The organism is Ruegeria atlantica (assembly GCF_013032505.1).
Lineage (GTDB): Bacteria > Pseudomonadota > Alphaproteobacteria > Rhodobacterales > Rhodobacteraceae > Ruegeria > Ruegeria atlantica_F.
This window is the reverse complement of the sequence record NZ_WQCG01000001.1, coordinates 442,290-456,720: the sequence shown is the minus strand read 5'-3', so window position 1 is coordinate 456,720 and position 14,431 is coordinate 442,290. Positions and strand designations below refer to the sequence as shown.

Annotated in this window: 15 protein-coding genes; 8 read left to right on the top strand and 7 right to left on the bottom strand. The window is 56.0% G+C overall.

Annotated features, from left to right (window positions below):
- Positions 1–47: 47 nt before the first annotated feature.
- Both GOW92_RS02300 and guaA read right to left on the bottom strand, forming a co-directional pair.
- On the bottom strand, positions 48–953 hold the full coding sequence (locus GOW92_RS02300; RefSeq protein WP_170557598.1) for a DMT family transporter: 906 nt from the start codon (positions 951–953) through the stop codon (positions 48–50).
- Between the two features lie 100 nt (positions 954–1,053).
- On the bottom strand, positions 1,054–2,613 hold the full coding sequence (guaA, locus tag GOW92_RS02295) for a glutamine-hydrolyzing GMP synthase (RefSeq protein ID WP_170557596.1): 1,560 nt from the start codon (positions 2,611–2,613) through the stop codon (positions 1,054–1,056).
- Between the two features lie 40 nt (positions 2,614–2,653).
- Between guaA and GOW92_RS02290 the strand changes: the two genes are divergently transcribed.
- Together GOW92_RS02290 and GOW92_RS02285 are read left to right on the top strand one after the other, a co-directional pair.
- Entirely contained in the window at positions 2,654–3,145 is a 492-nt protein-coding gene (locus GOW92_RS02290) for a GNAT family N-acetyltransferase (protein ID WP_254452875.1), read from the top strand.
- A gap of 133 nt (positions 3,146–3,278) precedes the next feature.
- On the top strand, positions 3,279–4,823 hold the full coding sequence (locus tag GOW92_RS02285; RefSeq protein ID WP_170557594.1) for a trimethylamine methyltransferase family protein: 1,545 nt from the start codon (positions 3,279–3,281) through the stop codon (positions 4,821–4,823).
- Here the strand turns inward: GOW92_RS02285 and GOW92_RS02280 are convergent, their stop codons facing one another.
- Positions 4,824–5,165, bottom strand: coding sequence for a DUF6477 family protein (locus GOW92_RS02280; RefSeq protein ID WP_368040241.1), 342 nt, complete (start codon positions 5,163–5,165; stop codon positions 4,824–4,826).
- A gap of 198 nt (positions 5,166–5,363) precedes the next feature.
- Between GOW92_RS02280 and GOW92_RS02275 the strand changes: the two genes are divergently transcribed.
- Both GOW92_RS02275 and GOW92_RS02270 read left to right on the top strand, forming a co-directional pair.
- Positions 5,364–6,464, top strand: a complete 1,101-nt coding sequence (locus GOW92_RS02275) for a DUF6456 domain-containing protein (RefSeq protein WP_170557592.1) — start codon at positions 5,364–5,366, stop codon at positions 6,462–6,464.
- Between the two features lie 51 nt (positions 6,465–6,515).
- Positions 6,516–7,439, top strand: a complete 924-nt coding sequence (locus GOW92_RS02270; protein WP_170557590.1) for a hydrogen peroxide-inducible genes activator — start codon at positions 6,516–6,518, stop codon at positions 7,437–7,439.
- 46 nt (positions 7,440–7,485) lie between these two features.
- On the opposite strand, the gene GOW92_RS02265 is transcribed toward GOW92_RS02270, so the two are convergent.
- Entirely contained in the window at positions 7,486–8,034 is a 549-nt protein-coding gene (locus tag GOW92_RS02265; protein WP_170557588.1) for a peroxiredoxin, read from the bottom strand.
- Between the two features lie 264 nt (positions 8,035–8,298).
- Here GOW92_RS02265 and lipA point away from each other — a divergent pair, with 264 nt between their 5' ends.
- Together lipA and GOW92_RS02255 are read left to right on the top strand one after the other, a co-directional pair.
- Positions 8,299–9,249 carry a lipoyl synthase gene (gene lipA, locus GOW92_RS02260; protein ID WP_170557586.1) on the top strand — a complete coding sequence of 317 codons (951 nt, stop codon included), beginning with the start codon at positions 8,299–8,301 and terminating at the stop codon, positions 9,247–9,249.
- Positions 9,246–10,388, top strand: a complete 1,143-nt coding sequence (locus GOW92_RS02255; RefSeq protein WP_170557584.1) for an amidohydrolase — start codon at positions 9,246–9,248, stop codon at positions 10,386–10,388. The genes lipA and GOW92_RS02255 overlap by 4 nt, the downstream gene beginning before the upstream one ends.
- 4 nt (positions 10,389–10,392) lie before the next feature.
- Here the strand turns inward: GOW92_RS02255 and GOW92_RS02250 are convergent, their stop codons facing one another.
- Both GOW92_RS02250 and hpt read right to left on the bottom strand, forming a co-directional pair.
- A complete protein-coding gene (locus GOW92_RS02250) occupies positions 10,393–10,752 on the bottom strand; it encodes a hypothetical protein (protein ID WP_170557582.1) in 360 nt (119 codons plus the stop codon).
- Positions 10,753–10,883: 131 nt separating this feature from the next.
- Positions 10,884–11,426, bottom strand: coding sequence for a hypoxanthine phosphoribosyltransferase (gene hpt / locus GOW92_RS02245; protein WP_170557580.1), 543 nt, complete (start codon positions 11,424–11,426; stop codon positions 10,884–10,886).
- 71 nt (positions 11,427–11,497) lie between these two features.
- Here hpt and GOW92_RS02240 point away from each other — a divergent pair, with 71 nt between their 5' ends.
- Together GOW92_RS02240 and GOW92_RS02235 are read left to right on the top strand one after the other, a co-directional pair.
- The gene (locus GOW92_RS02240) at positions 11,498–11,944 is read left to right on the top strand and encodes a type II toxin-antitoxin system RatA family toxin (RefSeq protein WP_170557578.1); all 447 of its coding nucleotides are present in this window, start codon (positions 11,498–11,500) and stop codon (positions 11,942–11,944) included.
- 37 nt (positions 11,945–11,981) lie between these two features.
- On the top strand, positions 11,982–13,277 hold the full coding sequence (locus GOW92_RS02235; protein WP_170557577.1) for an MmgE/PrpD family protein: 1,296 nt from the start codon (positions 11,982–11,984) through the stop codon (positions 13,275–13,277).
- Here GOW92_RS02235 and pyrC read toward each other — a convergent pair.
- Positions 13,274–14,311, bottom strand: a complete 1,038-nt coding sequence (gene pyrC, locus GOW92_RS02230; RefSeq protein ID WP_170557575.1) for a dihydroorotase — start codon at positions 14,309–14,311, stop codon at positions 13,274–13,276. The two genes, GOW92_RS02235 and pyrC, sit on opposite strands and share 4 nt — an antisense overlap.
- Positions 14,312–14,431 lie beyond the last annotated feature (120 nt).

Below are 14,431 nucleotides of genomic sequence, written 5' to 3'. Positions count from 1 at the left end.
TCGATACTTTCTTAAGGTTTACTTTATCGTCAACTGGTGACCGTGCGTTACTTGAGTTGAGTGTCCCGTGGGAGTGTTGCCAAACTGTTACGATTCTCGGCGTGAACGTTCAAAAAGATGCCGCAAAAGATTACGCCCGCGCCCAACAAGGTCCAGTGATCCAGTGGTTCGTGATACAAAACCATGCCGACGACTGCGATTGTGGGCAGGCGGGCAAAGTCAAATGGTACCACTACCGTTGCCGGGGCAATCGCCAGCGCATTTGTAATGCAGTAATGCGCCAGAAGTCCGGCCAAACCCACCAACAGCAGAAACGGCGCCGTGCTAGCCGAGGGCAAAGTAATCTGACCGTCGATGCCGGACGCGATTAACCCTAGCGCAGCTTGCATAACCGTCAGCCAGAACATGATGCACCCTATGCTGGCAAAGCGGGTGAGGGACTTTGTCGATATCGTTGTTAAGGCAAAGAAAATAGCAGAAAGAGCGGCGGTCGCGACACCGGCATTAAGCGGTACAGCGCCCGGGCGCGCAACCAGCAGAATTCCTGCAAAACCGATTAATGCGGACATCATGCGAACAGTCGTCAGGCGCTCTTTCAATAAAAGCGGAGACAGCAGGATGACCCATATGGGCTGCGTGAATTCCAGCGCAAAAACCTGTGCCAAAGGAATAACGCCAACCGCGTAGAACCACAGGTTCTGCCCTGTAAAATGTAGCACATTCCGGATCCCATGAAGACCAATCCGTTCGGTCGACACCTGATGCCACTTTCGCGTCAGGGTCAGAATCAAAGCGACAACGCAGATTCCCACGAGGCTGCGGTAGAACATGATCTCGAAAGTATCATGCGTCACGCTTAGTTCGCGGCCTGCGATTGCCATGGACGAGAAAGAGGCAATCGCCCCGGTCATCCAGAGCGCAGCTTTGCCAATCTGTGGTTTGGCGTTGTCCATTTCGGTGCCTGCAGACCTCTCGCTGTATCAAATTGATAAATATAGAACTTTGGTACGCTTGAAACACAAAAAAAGCCGGGACAAAGCCCGGCTTTTTTTGTCATTCCCACTCGATGGTTCCGGGTGGTTTTGATGTGATGTCATAAGTACATCTGTTGATGCCTTTGACTTCGTTGATGATGCGTGTGGCCGTTTCGCCAAGAAATTCATGGCTGAACGGATAATAGTCGGCGGTCATGCCATCCACAGACGTCACGGCGCGCAGCGCGCAGGCGTAGTCATACGTGCGCCCGTCGCCCATGACGCCAACAGTGCGCACAGGCAGGATGGCAACAAAGGCTTGCCAGATGTCATCATACAGACCGTGCTTGCGAATCTGGTCAATATAGACTGCATCCGCTTCGCGCAGGATATCCAGCTTTTCACGGGTGATCTCACCGGGGCAGCGAATCGCCAGTCCGGGGCCCGGGAAGGGGTGACGGCCGATAAAGCTCTGCGGCAGGCCCAGTTCGCGACCCAGCGCGCGGACCTCGTCCTTGAATAGCTCGCGTAGGGGTTCAACCAGTTTCAGACCCATCTTTTCCGGCAGGCCGCCGACGTTGTGGTGGGACTTGATCGTGACCGAGGGGCCGCCCGAGAAGGACACCGATTCAATGACGTCCGGATACAGTGTGCCTTGGGCGAGGAATTCGGCTCCGTCGATTGTGTCAGCGTGTTTCTGGAACACGTCGATGAACAGCCTGCCGATGATCTTGCGCTTGGTCTCCGGGTCGCTTTGACCTTCCAGCTCACCCAGGAACAGATCGCTTTCATCCGCATGGATCAGTTGAATGTTGTAGTTGTCGCGGAACATGCCGACGACTTCCTCGGCCTCGTTCTTGCGCAGCAGCCCGTGGTCGACGAAGACACAGGTCAACTGATCGCCGATCGCCTCGTGAATCAGAATCGCCGCGACCGAGCTGTCGACGCCGCCCGACAGACCGCAGATCACTTTCTTATCGCCGACCTGCTCGCGGATCTTTTCAATCATCTGTTCGCGATAGGCGCCCATCGTCCAATCACCCTTGAAGCCGGCGAGTTTGACGAAGTTCTCATACAGCTTCGCGCCTTTGGGGGTGTGGTGCACCTCGGGGTGGAACTGAACCGCATAGAAATGACGCGTGCTGTCCGCCGTAATCGCGAAAGGCGCATTGGGAGAGGTGCCAAAGACGTCAAACCCGGGCGCGATTTCGCTGACGTGGTCGCCGTGGCTCATCCAGACTTGCTCGTCGCCATCCGCAAACCAACCATCCAGAATATCCAGCTTTGCCTGCGGGGTAACAAATGCACGCCCAAACTCTGCCGTGCCGTGCCCGCTTTCAACCTTGCCGCCCAGTTGATGCATCATCACTTGCTGGCCGTAGCAGATACCCAGGATCGGCACGCCGTAGTCAAAGATCTCTTGCGGTGCTCGTGGCGACCCCTCGCGCGTCACGCTGTCCGGACCGCCCGAGAATATCACGGCTTTGGGGGCCATTTCCCGAACGAAGTCCATCGTGACGTTCTGATAGGGGTGGATTTCGCAATAGACATTCAGCTCTCGCAGGCGGCGGGCAATAAGCTGCGTAACCTGGCTGCCGAAGTCGATGATCAGAAGGCGGTCATGGGTGTCTTGGGTCATGGTTGGCTATTAGGTTGCAAGCCTTGCATGTGCAAGCGCTATGACGTCATTTGTGCAATTGTGCCTCAGGATTAAACAGAAAGGCCGCGAGATGTCCGAGATTGAGTTTCGCCGCGCCAGTGCTGCTGACACCGAAGCCGTCACTGATTGCATTGCAGCGGCCTATTCAGATGCGATGCGCGATATTCCTGATCTGCCCGACGTTACGGACGGAGTTGGTGACGATATCACCGCGCATCAGGCTTGGGTTGCCACGATGGATGAGGGCATCGTCGGGTTCATTGTTTTTGACCAAGTTGATTCTGCGATGATGATCTTTAATCTCGCCGTATCGCCAAAGGCACAAGGTGCAGGGTTGGCGAGGCGGTTGATCACAATAGCTGAACAGGAAGCCAAGGATTCGGGCGTCGCAATCCTCAGGCTGCGGACGCATAAATCAATGCGGAGAACATTGTCCATGTACCTACATTTGGGCTGGGGCGAGAAAGAGATGAGCGGGAACACCATTCTGATGGAGAAAGAACTTTCCTGACCGGGGCAATTGTCTGACGGTTTTGGTTCCTTTGGATGTCGCTTTTCCCCCTATAGCGCCGTTAATTAGATGCTGTGCATCAAATGCTTCCTGTAACAAACTGACCAAACCAACCAATAGACGGGATCTTCTCATGGCAGAGGCAAACACCCGGCGTCGGGCAAGAGGTGGCGGTGGCGCCGCCCGCCGGGCCGAACGCACCGCGGTACGCATCGAAACCGCGAAGTATATCGAACGGAATATTCCGAACTTCGAGGTTCTCAACGAGGAAGCGTTGGAAATCATCGAAACCAACGCAGAAACCATTCTGGCCGAAGTTGGGGTTAACTTTGTCGATAACCCCGCAGCCCTGAAGCGTTGGAAAGATGCCGGTGCCGATGTAGATGGCGAGCGCGTCCGCATTCCGCGTGGTCTGGCCCGCCAGTTGATCAAAACTGCGCCCAGCGAGTTCACGCAGCACGCGCGCAACCCTGAGAAATCGGTGGTTATTGGTGGCCGCAATCTTGTTCTGGCCCCGGTATACGGACCTCCGTTTGTCCGGGATGCACAAGGTGGTCGTCGCTACGCGACAATGGACGATTTCAACAAGTTTGTGAAACTCGCCTATATGTCTAAGTGGCTGCACCACTCTGGAGGAACAGTGTGCGAACCCACCGACGTACCAGTGAACAAGCGTCACCTGGATATGCTGATGGCGCACATGACCCTTTCGGACAAGCCGTTCATGGGCTCGGTCACCGATCCCAGCCGCGCGCAGGATTCGGTTGAGATGTGCGAGATCCTGTTCGGCAAGGAGTTCGTTCAGGAAAACACGGTGATGACCTCGCTGACCAACATCAACTCGCCGATGACTTTCGACGACGTGATGATGGGCGCGCTGGAGGTTTATGCGAAGAACAATCAGGCCTGCATCATCTCGCCCTTTATCGTGGGCGGTGCGATGGCGCCGGTTTCGATTGCAGGCACATTGACACAGGTTCTGGCCGAAGTTCTGGCTGGTGTCGCGTATAGTCAGATCATTCGTCCGGGTGCGCCTGCAATCTTTGGTGCTTTCGTATCGTCGATCGACATGAATTCGGGCGCTCCGACCTTTGGTACGCCCGAGGCGTCTATGGTCACTTATGGTGCGGGCCAGCTGGCGCGTCGCCTGGGCCTGCCGTTCCGCTCGGCCGGGTCGTTCTGCGGTTCGAAACTGCCGGACGCACAGGCAGCCTATGAGACCGCGAACTCTCTGAACATGGGTCTGATGGCGGGCGTGAACTTCATGCTGCACTCATGCGGTTGGCTCGAAGGCGGTCTGGTTGCTGACTTCGAAAAATTCGTCATGGATGCCGACCAGTTAGGTGTTCTTCACGGCCTGGCCAAAGGCGTGGCCTATGACGAGAATGCCCAGGCGATGGACGCGATCCGCGAGGTTGGTCCGGGAGGCCACTATCTGGGCTGCGCTCATACACAGGCAAATTTCAAGGACGCGTTCTGGAAATCCGAGGTTCTGGACTACAAACCCTTCGAAACCTGGGAAGACGAAGGCGGGCGCGATACGCGCCAATTGGCCACGTCGCGGGTCGAACATCTGCTGGCCAACTACCAGCAACCCCAACTCGACCCGGAACTCAATGCCGCACTGAACGAATACGTGGCGGAAAAGAAAGCATCCATGCCGGATGCCTTCACCTGATCATTGATACTGCGAGGCGCGGCTGGCTTTGAACAGTTGCGCCTCGCCCAACAGCGCGATCAACAGATCCAGATGACGGACCAGCGAATAGGCGGCGTCTTCGGCCAGCCTTTGTGCGTTAACCTCTTTTTCCATTTCCAACAAACGAACCAGTGCAGACCCTGTACCGGGCAGTGAGCCGTATCCCAAAACGCGTTGCAGGTGCCGGTCCCGATCATAGTCCTGCGCCCCAAACTTTGCAGCCCGGGCCAGCAGGCGTGGGCGGCGGAGCGTTGTAATCATGGTCATCAGGTCCTGCATTTCGGTGTTCCCTTGGTTGAACAGAAGATAGTCATTTGTCACACAACCTAAGCGAGTGTTGCCTTGTGAGGGTTCCCTCCGAACTCTGACTTCATGAGTGTTTATGATTTTGAATCAAATCTGGTTGTTGTCTCTCCCGGTTAACGAACGAGTAACGAAAGCGGCTCTAGTTAGGATTGGTTAACGCATTCACCGGGGGCGATTGAGAACAGATTGTTTTGTCGACGAGGGCAAGTAACTATGCAAGAAAATATGGCTTTCACCATTCCGGCGTGGGTGCCTGAAGGGGCTCAGAGGTACCTGGCGCATACCGAAACCGGTCAATCAATCCGCGATATCGCGCGGTCAGTGGGATGCCATGCGTCAACCATACTCAGACAAATCCGACGCATCGAGATGCGCCGGGACGATCCGTTGGTGGATGCCGCGTTGCAGTCGTTGGCAAAAGAACATTTCTCGGATCCGCAGGGGCGTTCCGGGTCCTTGAGCGAACCTTTGGGGTTGCAGGCCGAGGATACGGCAACCAAAAACGAAGACTTTAACCGCGAGGCGCTGCGCATACTACGCCGCCTTTGTGAAACCGGGGCTGTTCTGGCTGTAGCGGAAGAGATGGACAAGGCCGTAGTCGTCCGCGACACCGGAGTCAGTGGGACCACAAGAACTGCAGTTGTGGAATGCACTATTGCGCAAGCGTTGGCGCTGAATGACTGGATCTCTTGCGATAATCCAGGACGTATTTCTCGCTATCGTATTTCATCATCCGGGCGGTCGGCGCTAAGTCAACTGATAGCCGAGGCCGAGAACAAAGCACGCGCCAGAAACGAGTTCGGGATGGCCGAGGCACAATCTCCGTTTCAGCCGCAAGGCAATAACAGGCAGGACAAGTCAGCGAGACGCATTCGTTACAGCGCGGCCGAAAGCCCACTAATTGCGCTGGCACGCAGGCGGGACAAGGACGGAAAACACTTTCTGGACGAATCTCTGGTCGGTGCCGGCGAACGCCTGCGCGAAGACTTTGAGCTGTCGCAGATAGGTCCGAAGGTCGCGCAAAACTGGGATCACTTTTTGACCGCGGGTGGACGGGGAAGTTTCTCAAACGGTAGGTATGATGGGCAGGGGTCGTCAGATGCGCGCGCTCGGGTCGAACGGGCACTGTCGGATCTGGGGCCGGGGTTGAGCGATGTTGCGTTGCGATGCTGTTGCTATCTTGAAGGGCTGGAATTGGCCGAAAAACGAATGGGCTGGTCGGCGCGTTCCGGAAAGATCGTGTTGCGGATCGCCTTGCAACGCCTCAAACGCCACTACGAAGAACAAACAGAAAAAACTCGCCTGATCGGGTAGTAAATTATAACTCGAGGTTGAGGTTCTGGGGCGTAGTGATAGGAATGCCCTATGAATTTTACCCTCAGACAACTTCAATACTTCAACGCGGTGGCGGATCAGCGAAATTTTGGCCGTGCGGCGCAAGTCTGCCACGTCTCACAGCCCGCTCTGTCGGTTCAAATCAAAGCGTTGGAAGAAACATTGGGCGGTCCGCTGTTCGAACGTCAGGCCCGCGACATTTTGCTGACGCCGTTGGGGCGCGATGTTCTGGACTATGCGCGTCAGGTCTTGGGCGCAGCGGATCGGCTGGATCAGTTCGCAAAGGATCATTCCGTTGGGCACCGGTCTTTGGCGATTGGGATCATCCCGACCATAGCCCCATATCTATTGCCCGGAGTGCTTGCCGGGCTGCGCACAGCCGACGTGTCTCTGCGGGTGCAAATTCGTGAGGCCCGAACAGAGCGCTTGCTTTCCATGTTGCGCGCCGGAGAAATCGATGCCGGGGTGATGGCCTTACCCGCCGGTGTAAGCGAATTGTTCGAGTTGCCGTTGTTTGAGGATCGCTTTCTGCTTGCCGGAAGCGCTGGAAGACTTGGAACGGTGCGCACGGATCCTGATGCCTTGCGCCCGGTGGACTTACAAACCGCACAGCTCATGTTGTTGGATGATGGGCATTGCCTGACGGATCAAGCGCTTGAGGTTTGTGGTCAGGACAGAAGCAGCGGGCTGATCAATATGGGGGCGTCTTCGCTGGCGACCCTTTCGCGACTGGTCGCCGAAGGATTCGGCCTGACACTCATGCCCGAGTTGGCGGCGCGCTCGGAAACCGAAGCAGTGCCGGGACTCAAACTCATGCGGTTCAGGGCACCCCAGCCCGCGCGGACGGTCGGGTTGGTTCGACGCCTTTCTACAGGGCATGAAGATTGGTTCGACAGTCTGGCCGACGTTATTCGACGTGTTGGCGAAGAAATCGTGACCGAGACCCGTCACTAAAAAGGCCCGCCACTGGCGAGCCTTTGATGCATAAGCCTGAGAGGTCTTAGGCCAGCGCCGGTTCTTTGGCTTCGTCCAGATGTTTCATCAGGGTTTCAGGCGACGAAACGCCATAGGGATCTTCGGGGCAGTTATCCATCAGGCCGGGCTCTTCGAACCACGCCTCGACCACGCCGTTGTTCACAATGGCAGCGTAGCGCCACGATCGCATGCCAAAGCCCAGATTTTCCTTATCGACCAGCATACCCATTTTGCGGGTGAATTCGCCCGAGCCGTCAGGAATGACCTTCACATCTTTCAGGCCCTGATCCTGCGCCCATTTGTTCATGACAAAGCTGTCATTCACGGACATGCAGTAAATTTCATCGATACCTTTGGCGGTGAAATCGGCATAGCCGTTTTCGAAACCGGGGAGTTGGTAGGTAGAGCATGTGGGCGTGAACGCGCCGGGCAGGGAAAACAGGATGACGCGCTTGCCCGCGAAGTAATCCGCGGTCGTTTTGTCTTCCCAACGGAACGGGTTGGATCCTTCGATTGCCTCATCGCGGACGCGGGTGTGGAAGGTAACGGAAGGCAGTTTTGCGCCGGTTTTCATCTACGGGCTCCTGTGATTCACATTTGAATTAAAAGTGGATTAAAACAGTTCTAAACTGTCTTCAACGCCTGAAATGCTGCATTTGCAATATACTTTTAAGGCTTGCTATTTAGTACGTAAATCTTCCGAAACGGCATTAATTTGGTCGTGAAATACTGCGAGTGCAAACCTGCCTTGCATGACGGGTATGCCCGGGTGGCATAGTCTGCGTGAGCGTATTATGTTAGGGCAAAGCAAATTGACCCAAAGTCAGGAAAGCCAGCCGTGCGTGATCTGAAGATCCCAGAACAACGACATCCCGAAAAGGCGCATCGTCCAGACAATGCGCAGCCAAAAAAGCCCAAGTGGATACGTGTCAAAGCGCCTGGCGGTAAGGGCTATGCAGACACGCACAAGATCATGCGCGAGAATAATCTCGTCACTGTATGTGAAGAAGCTGGATGCCCGAATGTCGGCGAATGTTGGAGCCAGGGCCACGCCACCATGATGATCATGGGTGAGATTTGCACACGTGGTTGTACCTTCTGCAATATTGCAACTGGTCGTCCCGATTCTCTGGATGCGTTTGAGCCCGGGCGCGTTGCGCATGCCGTACAAAAGCTGGGTTTGAACCACGTCGTGATCACCTCTGTAGACCGCGACGATCTCAAGGATGGCGGTGCCGAACACTTTGCGCAGACAATTCGCGCAGTCCGGCATCGGTCACCAAAGACGACCATTGAAATCCTAACGCCTGATTTTCTGAAATGTGACCCATCCGTTCTTGAAACTGTGGTCGAGGCCAAGCCGGACGTGTTCAACCACAACCTTGAAACCGTGCCAGGCTTGTATCTCGAAGTGCGTCCCGGTGCGCGCTATTTCCACTCGCTGCGCTTGTTGCAGCGGGTCAAGGAACTGGACCCGTCGATCTTTACCAAATCGGGTATCATGGTTGGCTTAGGTGAGAATGAACAAGAGGTCCGGCAAGTCATGGATGACATGCGTGCCGCCGACATCGATTTCCTGACCATCGGCCAGTACCTGCAACCCACGCCCAAACACCACGGTGTGGACCGGTTTGTAACGCCGGAAGAGTTCGCCTCATATGAAAAGGCGGCTTTTGGTAAGGGGTTCCTGATGGTTTCTGCGACACCTCTGACCCGATCATCCTATCACGCGGGGGATGATTTTGCCCGATTGCGTGATGCCCGCCAGAAGAAACTGGAGCAGGGGTGACACCTGAAACGCATGCGCAGCTGACACGCCTGCGTCACGATCTTCACCAATATCCCGAACTTTCCGGGCAAGAGAGTGAGACCGCTGCCCGAATGGCGGAGTTGCTGCGTGAATACGGCGCGGATCAGGTTTTGACCGGCCTCGGCGGCCATGGAGTTGCGGCGATTTTTGACGGCGGACAGCCGGGGCCGACTGTAGGTATCCGGTGCGAACTGGACGGGCTGCCGATTCAGGAACTGAATACGCAACCTTATGTGTCGAAAGTACCTGGCAAGGGGCATCTGTGCGGGCATGACGGGCACATGACGATAGTGCTTGGCGTTGCGGAAGAACTGACGCGCCAGCGGCCGACAAAGGGCCGGGTGGTTTTGATATTCCAACCGGCTGAGGAAACCGGACAGGGGGCCATCGCCTTTCGCGCAGACCTAAAATTCGACCAGATCGCGCCGGATTACGTGTTCTCGTTGCACAATCTGCCAGGGTTGAAATTGGGTGCGGTAGAGCTGTGTGAGGGACCGGCCAATTGCGCCTCACGCGGGATGAGGGTTACCTTGACTGGCAAGACGTCTCATGCGGCGGCACCTCAGGACGGAATATCTCCGGCGCGGGCGGTGTCTGAGCTGATGTTGAAGCTTGCGGATTTGGGTGCAGGTGGCGCGTTGGATACCGATTTCGCGCTGACAACAGTTACGCACGCCAGTTTGGGTGAGGCCACATTCGGTATCTCTCCGGGGCAGGCCGAGATTTGGGTAACGCTGCGCACCGTATCGGACAGGCGGATGAAAAGCCTGATGGCCGAGGCGGAAGCGTTGGCGCGGAACGCTGCATCTGCTGATGGGCTGGCGGTTGCAGTCACTTATGACGATGTCTTTGAAGCCTGCACCAACCATGATGAAGCTGTGAGAACCATCGTGACAGCGTGTACCGAGCGCGGTGTTCCCTGCGAACTGACCGAGACACCGCAAAAGTTCTCAGAGGATTTTGGGCAATTTGGGAAAGGCGCGAAGGCGGCAATGTTCTGGCTGGGGTCAGGGCAGGATCACCCACAATTGCACAACCCAGACTACGATTTCCCGGACGCACTTATCCCGGTAGGAGTAGATGTTTTTGTCGCCGCAATTCGATCTCTTGTTAGCTGAAACTTCAGTTTACCAGATCGCTCACTATCCCAACGGCATCAATGACTGTCTTAGTGTCATCTGATATCGATAGGATTTCGTCGTTCACGCGGATATACCGCTGACCGACTGGCAGTGGCTTCAACTTCCAGCCGTCCAGGTCATCTAGATAGTCGAAATTCAGATCGTTCGGGAGTTTCTGACCTCGCGTATAACGTTTGATCTGTCCAGGCGGTACACCAACGCCATTATTGGTCTTTACCGACTTTTCGATTTTCGACTTGTCTGGGCCTTTCCCTTTGCCCTTGTTGTCTTTTGCGTCCGCAAAACCAACCGTAGCGGCGACTGCGCAAGTCGCTAGAAGACCAACAGACATTACTTTCATAAGCGGAAACCTCCCAAGGTGGTTGGAGGGTAATCTGTTGTTTAGGGTGTTGTCCAATGATATTCCAATTGGTGAATTCAAAGGTGCCTAGCAACTTTGACTATTGGAATCCGGTTACATTATTGTCCTTCTCAGTCTTCGACAAATCTTACCTTGCCGATAAACGGCAAATTACGGTTGCGCTGCGCGTAATCGATCCCATACCCAACGACAAATTCGTCGGGGATTTCAAACCCGATCCAGTCCGACCGGAAATCGACCTCACGCCGGCTGGGCTTGTCTAGCAGGGCGATAGATTTAAGGCGGCTTGGCTTGCGGCTTTGCAGCAGCTTTGTGACGTGGTTCAGCGTGTGACCCGTGTCGACGATATCTTCGACGACCAGAACGTCGCGCCCTTCAATTGCACCGCGCAAGTCCTTGAGAATGCGTACTTCGCGGCTGCTTTCCATCGAATCGCCGTACGAGGATGCCTCAAGGAAATCGACTTCGATCGGCAGGTCGAGTTCACGCACCAGGTCGGCGATGAAGACGAAACTTCCACGCAACAGGCCGACAACAACCAGCTTGTCAGTACCGCCGAATTCCGCAGTGATTTCCCGGCATAATTCCTCGATTCGGGCCGCAATGGCCTTGGCCGAGATCATCGTATCTATCACATATGCGCGGTCGCTCATCGCTGCCCCCTTGATCTTTGGCGCGCAACATACGACATGACGCGCCATTGTCACCTGAAAAACCGGACGCCATGCCAACACATTCGGAAACACGTCACCTTCCTTACACTGCACAGCAGATGTACGAGCTGGTCGCGGATGTGGCCAAGTATCCCGAATTTCTGCCTTGGTGCGCTGCCGCCCGTATTCGACGGACTTACGCGGCGGGTGAGGCACAGGTGATGGAGGCGGATCTGGTGATCTCGTTCAAGGTGTTCCGCGAAAGGTTTGGCAGTCGAGTGACCCTGTTTGCCGATCAAAAACGGATCGATACCGAATATCTGGACGGCCCATTCAAATACATGAAATCAGACTGGCAATTCGCGGACGCCGACGACGGCGGTTGCAACATCTCGTTCCACGTCGACTTCGAATTCAAGAATGCCATCCTACAGGGCATTATCGGTGTGGTCTTCAACGAGGCCATGCACCGGATTGTTCAGGCATTTGAGACTCGCGCCAAGGACCTTTACAGCTAAGCCTTTACCCCGGGTTGGCGGTTGTTAGACTGCGCCCATGACCGATTTTACCGCATCTTTGGCAGCCTTCGCGGCGGGGCCCATCACGACGACCCTGCAGACGCGGGTTGTGACATCTCTTTCTGTTTTGGACTGGATTGCCGTTGGGCGCGCCGGCGTTAAGGAACCCGTGTCCCAAACCGTGCGGAACCTTGTGCTTGGTGAACAAGGCGCAGAACAGGCACACCTGTTTGGCGGAGGCGCCGCCCCCTTGCGCGGAGCCGCATTGGTGAATGGAACCGTGTCACATGCCTTGGACTACGATGATACTCATTTCGCCCATATCGGCCACCCTTCGGTCGCCGTTTTACCAGCGGCTTTTGCTGCAAGCGAATGGGATGACCGTATTCTTGTCGATTTCCTGGAGGCCGCGCTGATCGGAATGGAGACGTCTATTCGCATCGGCCTGTGGCTTGGGCGCGATCACTATCAGGCGGGCTTTCACCAAACAGCAACCTCCGGCGCCTTTGGTGCAGCTGTTGCGGTTGGCCGAATCTTGAGGTTTGACGTCGAGCAAATGCAAAAAGTTCTGGGCCTGACCGCGACCCGGGCGGCGGGACTAAAGGCGCAATTCGGAACAATGGGCAAACCGTATAACGCCGGTTTGGCGGCCTCAGCCGGGGTTGAGGCCGCATTGCTGGTGGCATCGGGCTTCGACCCAAACTTAGACGCGATGGAAGGACCCTACGGTTTTGGCGCAACCCACAATGGTCAGTCCGACGTTGCGGCATCATTGGATGGGTTGGGTGAGGAATGGTTTTTTGAAAGCGTCAGTCACAAGTATCACGCGTGTTGCCACGGTTTGCACGCAGCACTTGAGGCGGCACGCGATCTGGATATTGCAGAGCCGGAAGTTGCCGAGATCAAGATCAAGACGCATCCAAGATGGATGAGTGTCTGTAACCAGATGTCCCCGTCAACCGGGTTGGGCGCCAAGTTCTCTTATCGAACCGTGATTGCGATGCAGGCGCTTGGGTACGATACGGCCCTGCCTGGCAGCTATTCCGACAAAATATGTACCGACCCGCGCCTTATATCCTTGCGGGATCGCGTCTCGGTCGAAGCGGATGACAGTTTGTCGGAAACACAGGCGCAACTGACCTTGTTGCGCAGGGATGGGGCACGGCGTGAGGCTACCCATGATCTGCTGGCCCCCATGACCTTGTCAGATCGTGAAGACCGCGTGCGCGGTAAAGCCAACAAACTGATTGGGGCAGAAGACGCGGACGCGATCTGGTCGATGCTGCGCACCGGAGGTCGCGCCCGCGATCTGTGTAAGTTCCTAACGGGTTAAGCCACGCGCCAGTGCAACGGGAAGCCCGGATCAAACACTGTGACTGGGCCATCGGCGGATTCGATTTTGTCGGGATATTCAACCGGTTCGCCCTTGGACAGGGTGATGAAGTCTTCGTTGACCGGCAAACCGTAAAAAGCTGGTCCATTCAGCGAGACAAAGGCTTCCAGCTTGTCCAGCGCGTCCGCTCGGTCAAACATCTCAGCCACAAGAGACATCGTGTTGGTCGCCGTAAAACACCCGGCGCATCCACATGCCATTTCCTTGTTGGCGTCAGTATGCGGCGCGCTGTCAGTGCCCAGGAAATATCGCGCATCGCCCGAGGTCGCAGCCGCCAGCAGTGCCAACCGGTGTTCTTCGCGCTTGGCGACGGGCAGGCAGTAGTAATGCGGCTTGATCCCGCCAACCAGAATATGGTTGCGGTTGATGATCAGGTGATGCGCTGTGATCGTCGCGCCCAGATCGGTGTCATTGGCTTTGACGTAATCCACACCGTTGGCGGTCGTAATATGCTCCATGACCACGCGAAGACCGGGCGTGGCCTTGCGGATCGGATCCAGAACACGGTCGATGAACACGGCCTCACGGTCAAAGATGTCGATTTCGGCGTCGGTTACTTCCCCGTGCACGCACATTGGAAGGCCAATCTCCGCCATCTTTTCAAGAACTGGGCGGACCTTGTCGAAATCACGCACGCCAGAGGCCGAATTGGTTGTCGCGCCGGCCGGGTACAATTTGACTGCTTTGATCAGACCGCTGGCATGGGCTGCGGCCATGTCTTCGGGATCCGTATCTTCAGTCAGATACAGCGTCATCAGCGGCTCGAACGTCATGCCCTCGGGCAGTGCGGCCAAAATCCGGTCTCGGTAGGCGGCAGCCTGATCCCCGCGAACAACGGGCGGCACGAGGTTCGGCATGATGATCGCACGGGCAAAGTGGCGCGCGGTTTCGGGCAGGACGGCCTGCAGCATGGCGCCATCGCGCAGGTGCAGATGCCAGTCGTCGGGACGGTGGATTGTAAGGGTATCGGTCATGGCTTTCCGCTAGCACAGCGGACCCGACGGTAAAAGGCCTTCAATTCGGTTGTAGGCCTTGTCAACTTGTTCGATCGTCGTAAGTCCCGGAAAGACCACGGTCTTGACGCGCGTCCCTTG

What these genes read in the sequence shown, in the direction of transcription:
- GOW92_RS02270 (WP_170557590.1), top strand. Translation starts at nt 6,516, where the DNA reads ATGAATTTTACCCTCAGACAACTTCAATACTTCAACGCGGTGGCGGAT.
- GOW92_RS02265 (WP_170557588.1), bottom strand. Translation starts at nt 8,034, where the DNA reads ATGAAAACCGGCGCAAAACTGCCTTCCGTTACCTTCCACACCCGCGTC.
- GOW92_RS02235 (WP_170557577.1), top strand. Translation starts at nt 11,982, where the DNA reads ATGACCGATTTTACCGCATCTTTGGCAGCCTTCGCGGCGGGGCCCATC.
- GOW92_RS02285 (WP_170557594.1), top strand. Translation starts at nt 3,279, where the DNA reads ATGGCAGAGGCAAACACCCGGCGTCGGGCAAGAGGTGGCGGTGGCGCC.
- guaA (WP_170557596.1), bottom strand. Translation starts at nt 2,613, where the DNA reads ATGACCCAAGACACCCATGACCGCCTTCTGATCATCGACTTCGGCAGC.
- GOW92_RS02250 (WP_170557582.1), bottom strand. Translation starts at nt 10,752, where the DNA reads ATGAAAGTAATGTCTGTTGGTCTTCTAGCGACTTGCGCAGTCGCCGCT.
- GOW92_RS02290 (WP_254452875.1), top strand. Translation starts at nt 2,654, where the DNA reads ATGACGTCATTTGTGCAATTGTGCCTCAGGATTAAACAGAAAGGCCGC.
- GOW92_RS02240 (WP_170557578.1), top strand. Translation starts at nt 11,498, where the DNA reads ATGCCAACACATTCGGAAACACGTCACCTTCCTTACACTGCACAGCAG.
- hpt (WP_170557580.1), bottom strand. Translation starts at nt 11,426, where the DNA reads ATGAGCGACCGCGCATATGTGATAGATACGATGATCTCGGCCAAGGCC.
- pyrC (WP_170557575.1), bottom strand. Translation starts at nt 14,311, where the DNA reads ATGACCGATACCCTTACAATCCACCGTCCCGACGACTGGCATCTGCAC.
- GOW92_RS02300 (WP_170557598.1), bottom strand. Translation starts at nt 953, where the DNA reads ATGGACAACGCCAAACCACAGATTGGCAAAGCTGCGCTCTGGATGACC.
- GOW92_RS02275 (WP_170557592.1), top strand. Translation starts at nt 5,364, where the DNA reads ATGCAAGAAAATATGGCTTTCACCATTCCGGCGTGGGTGCCTGAAGGG.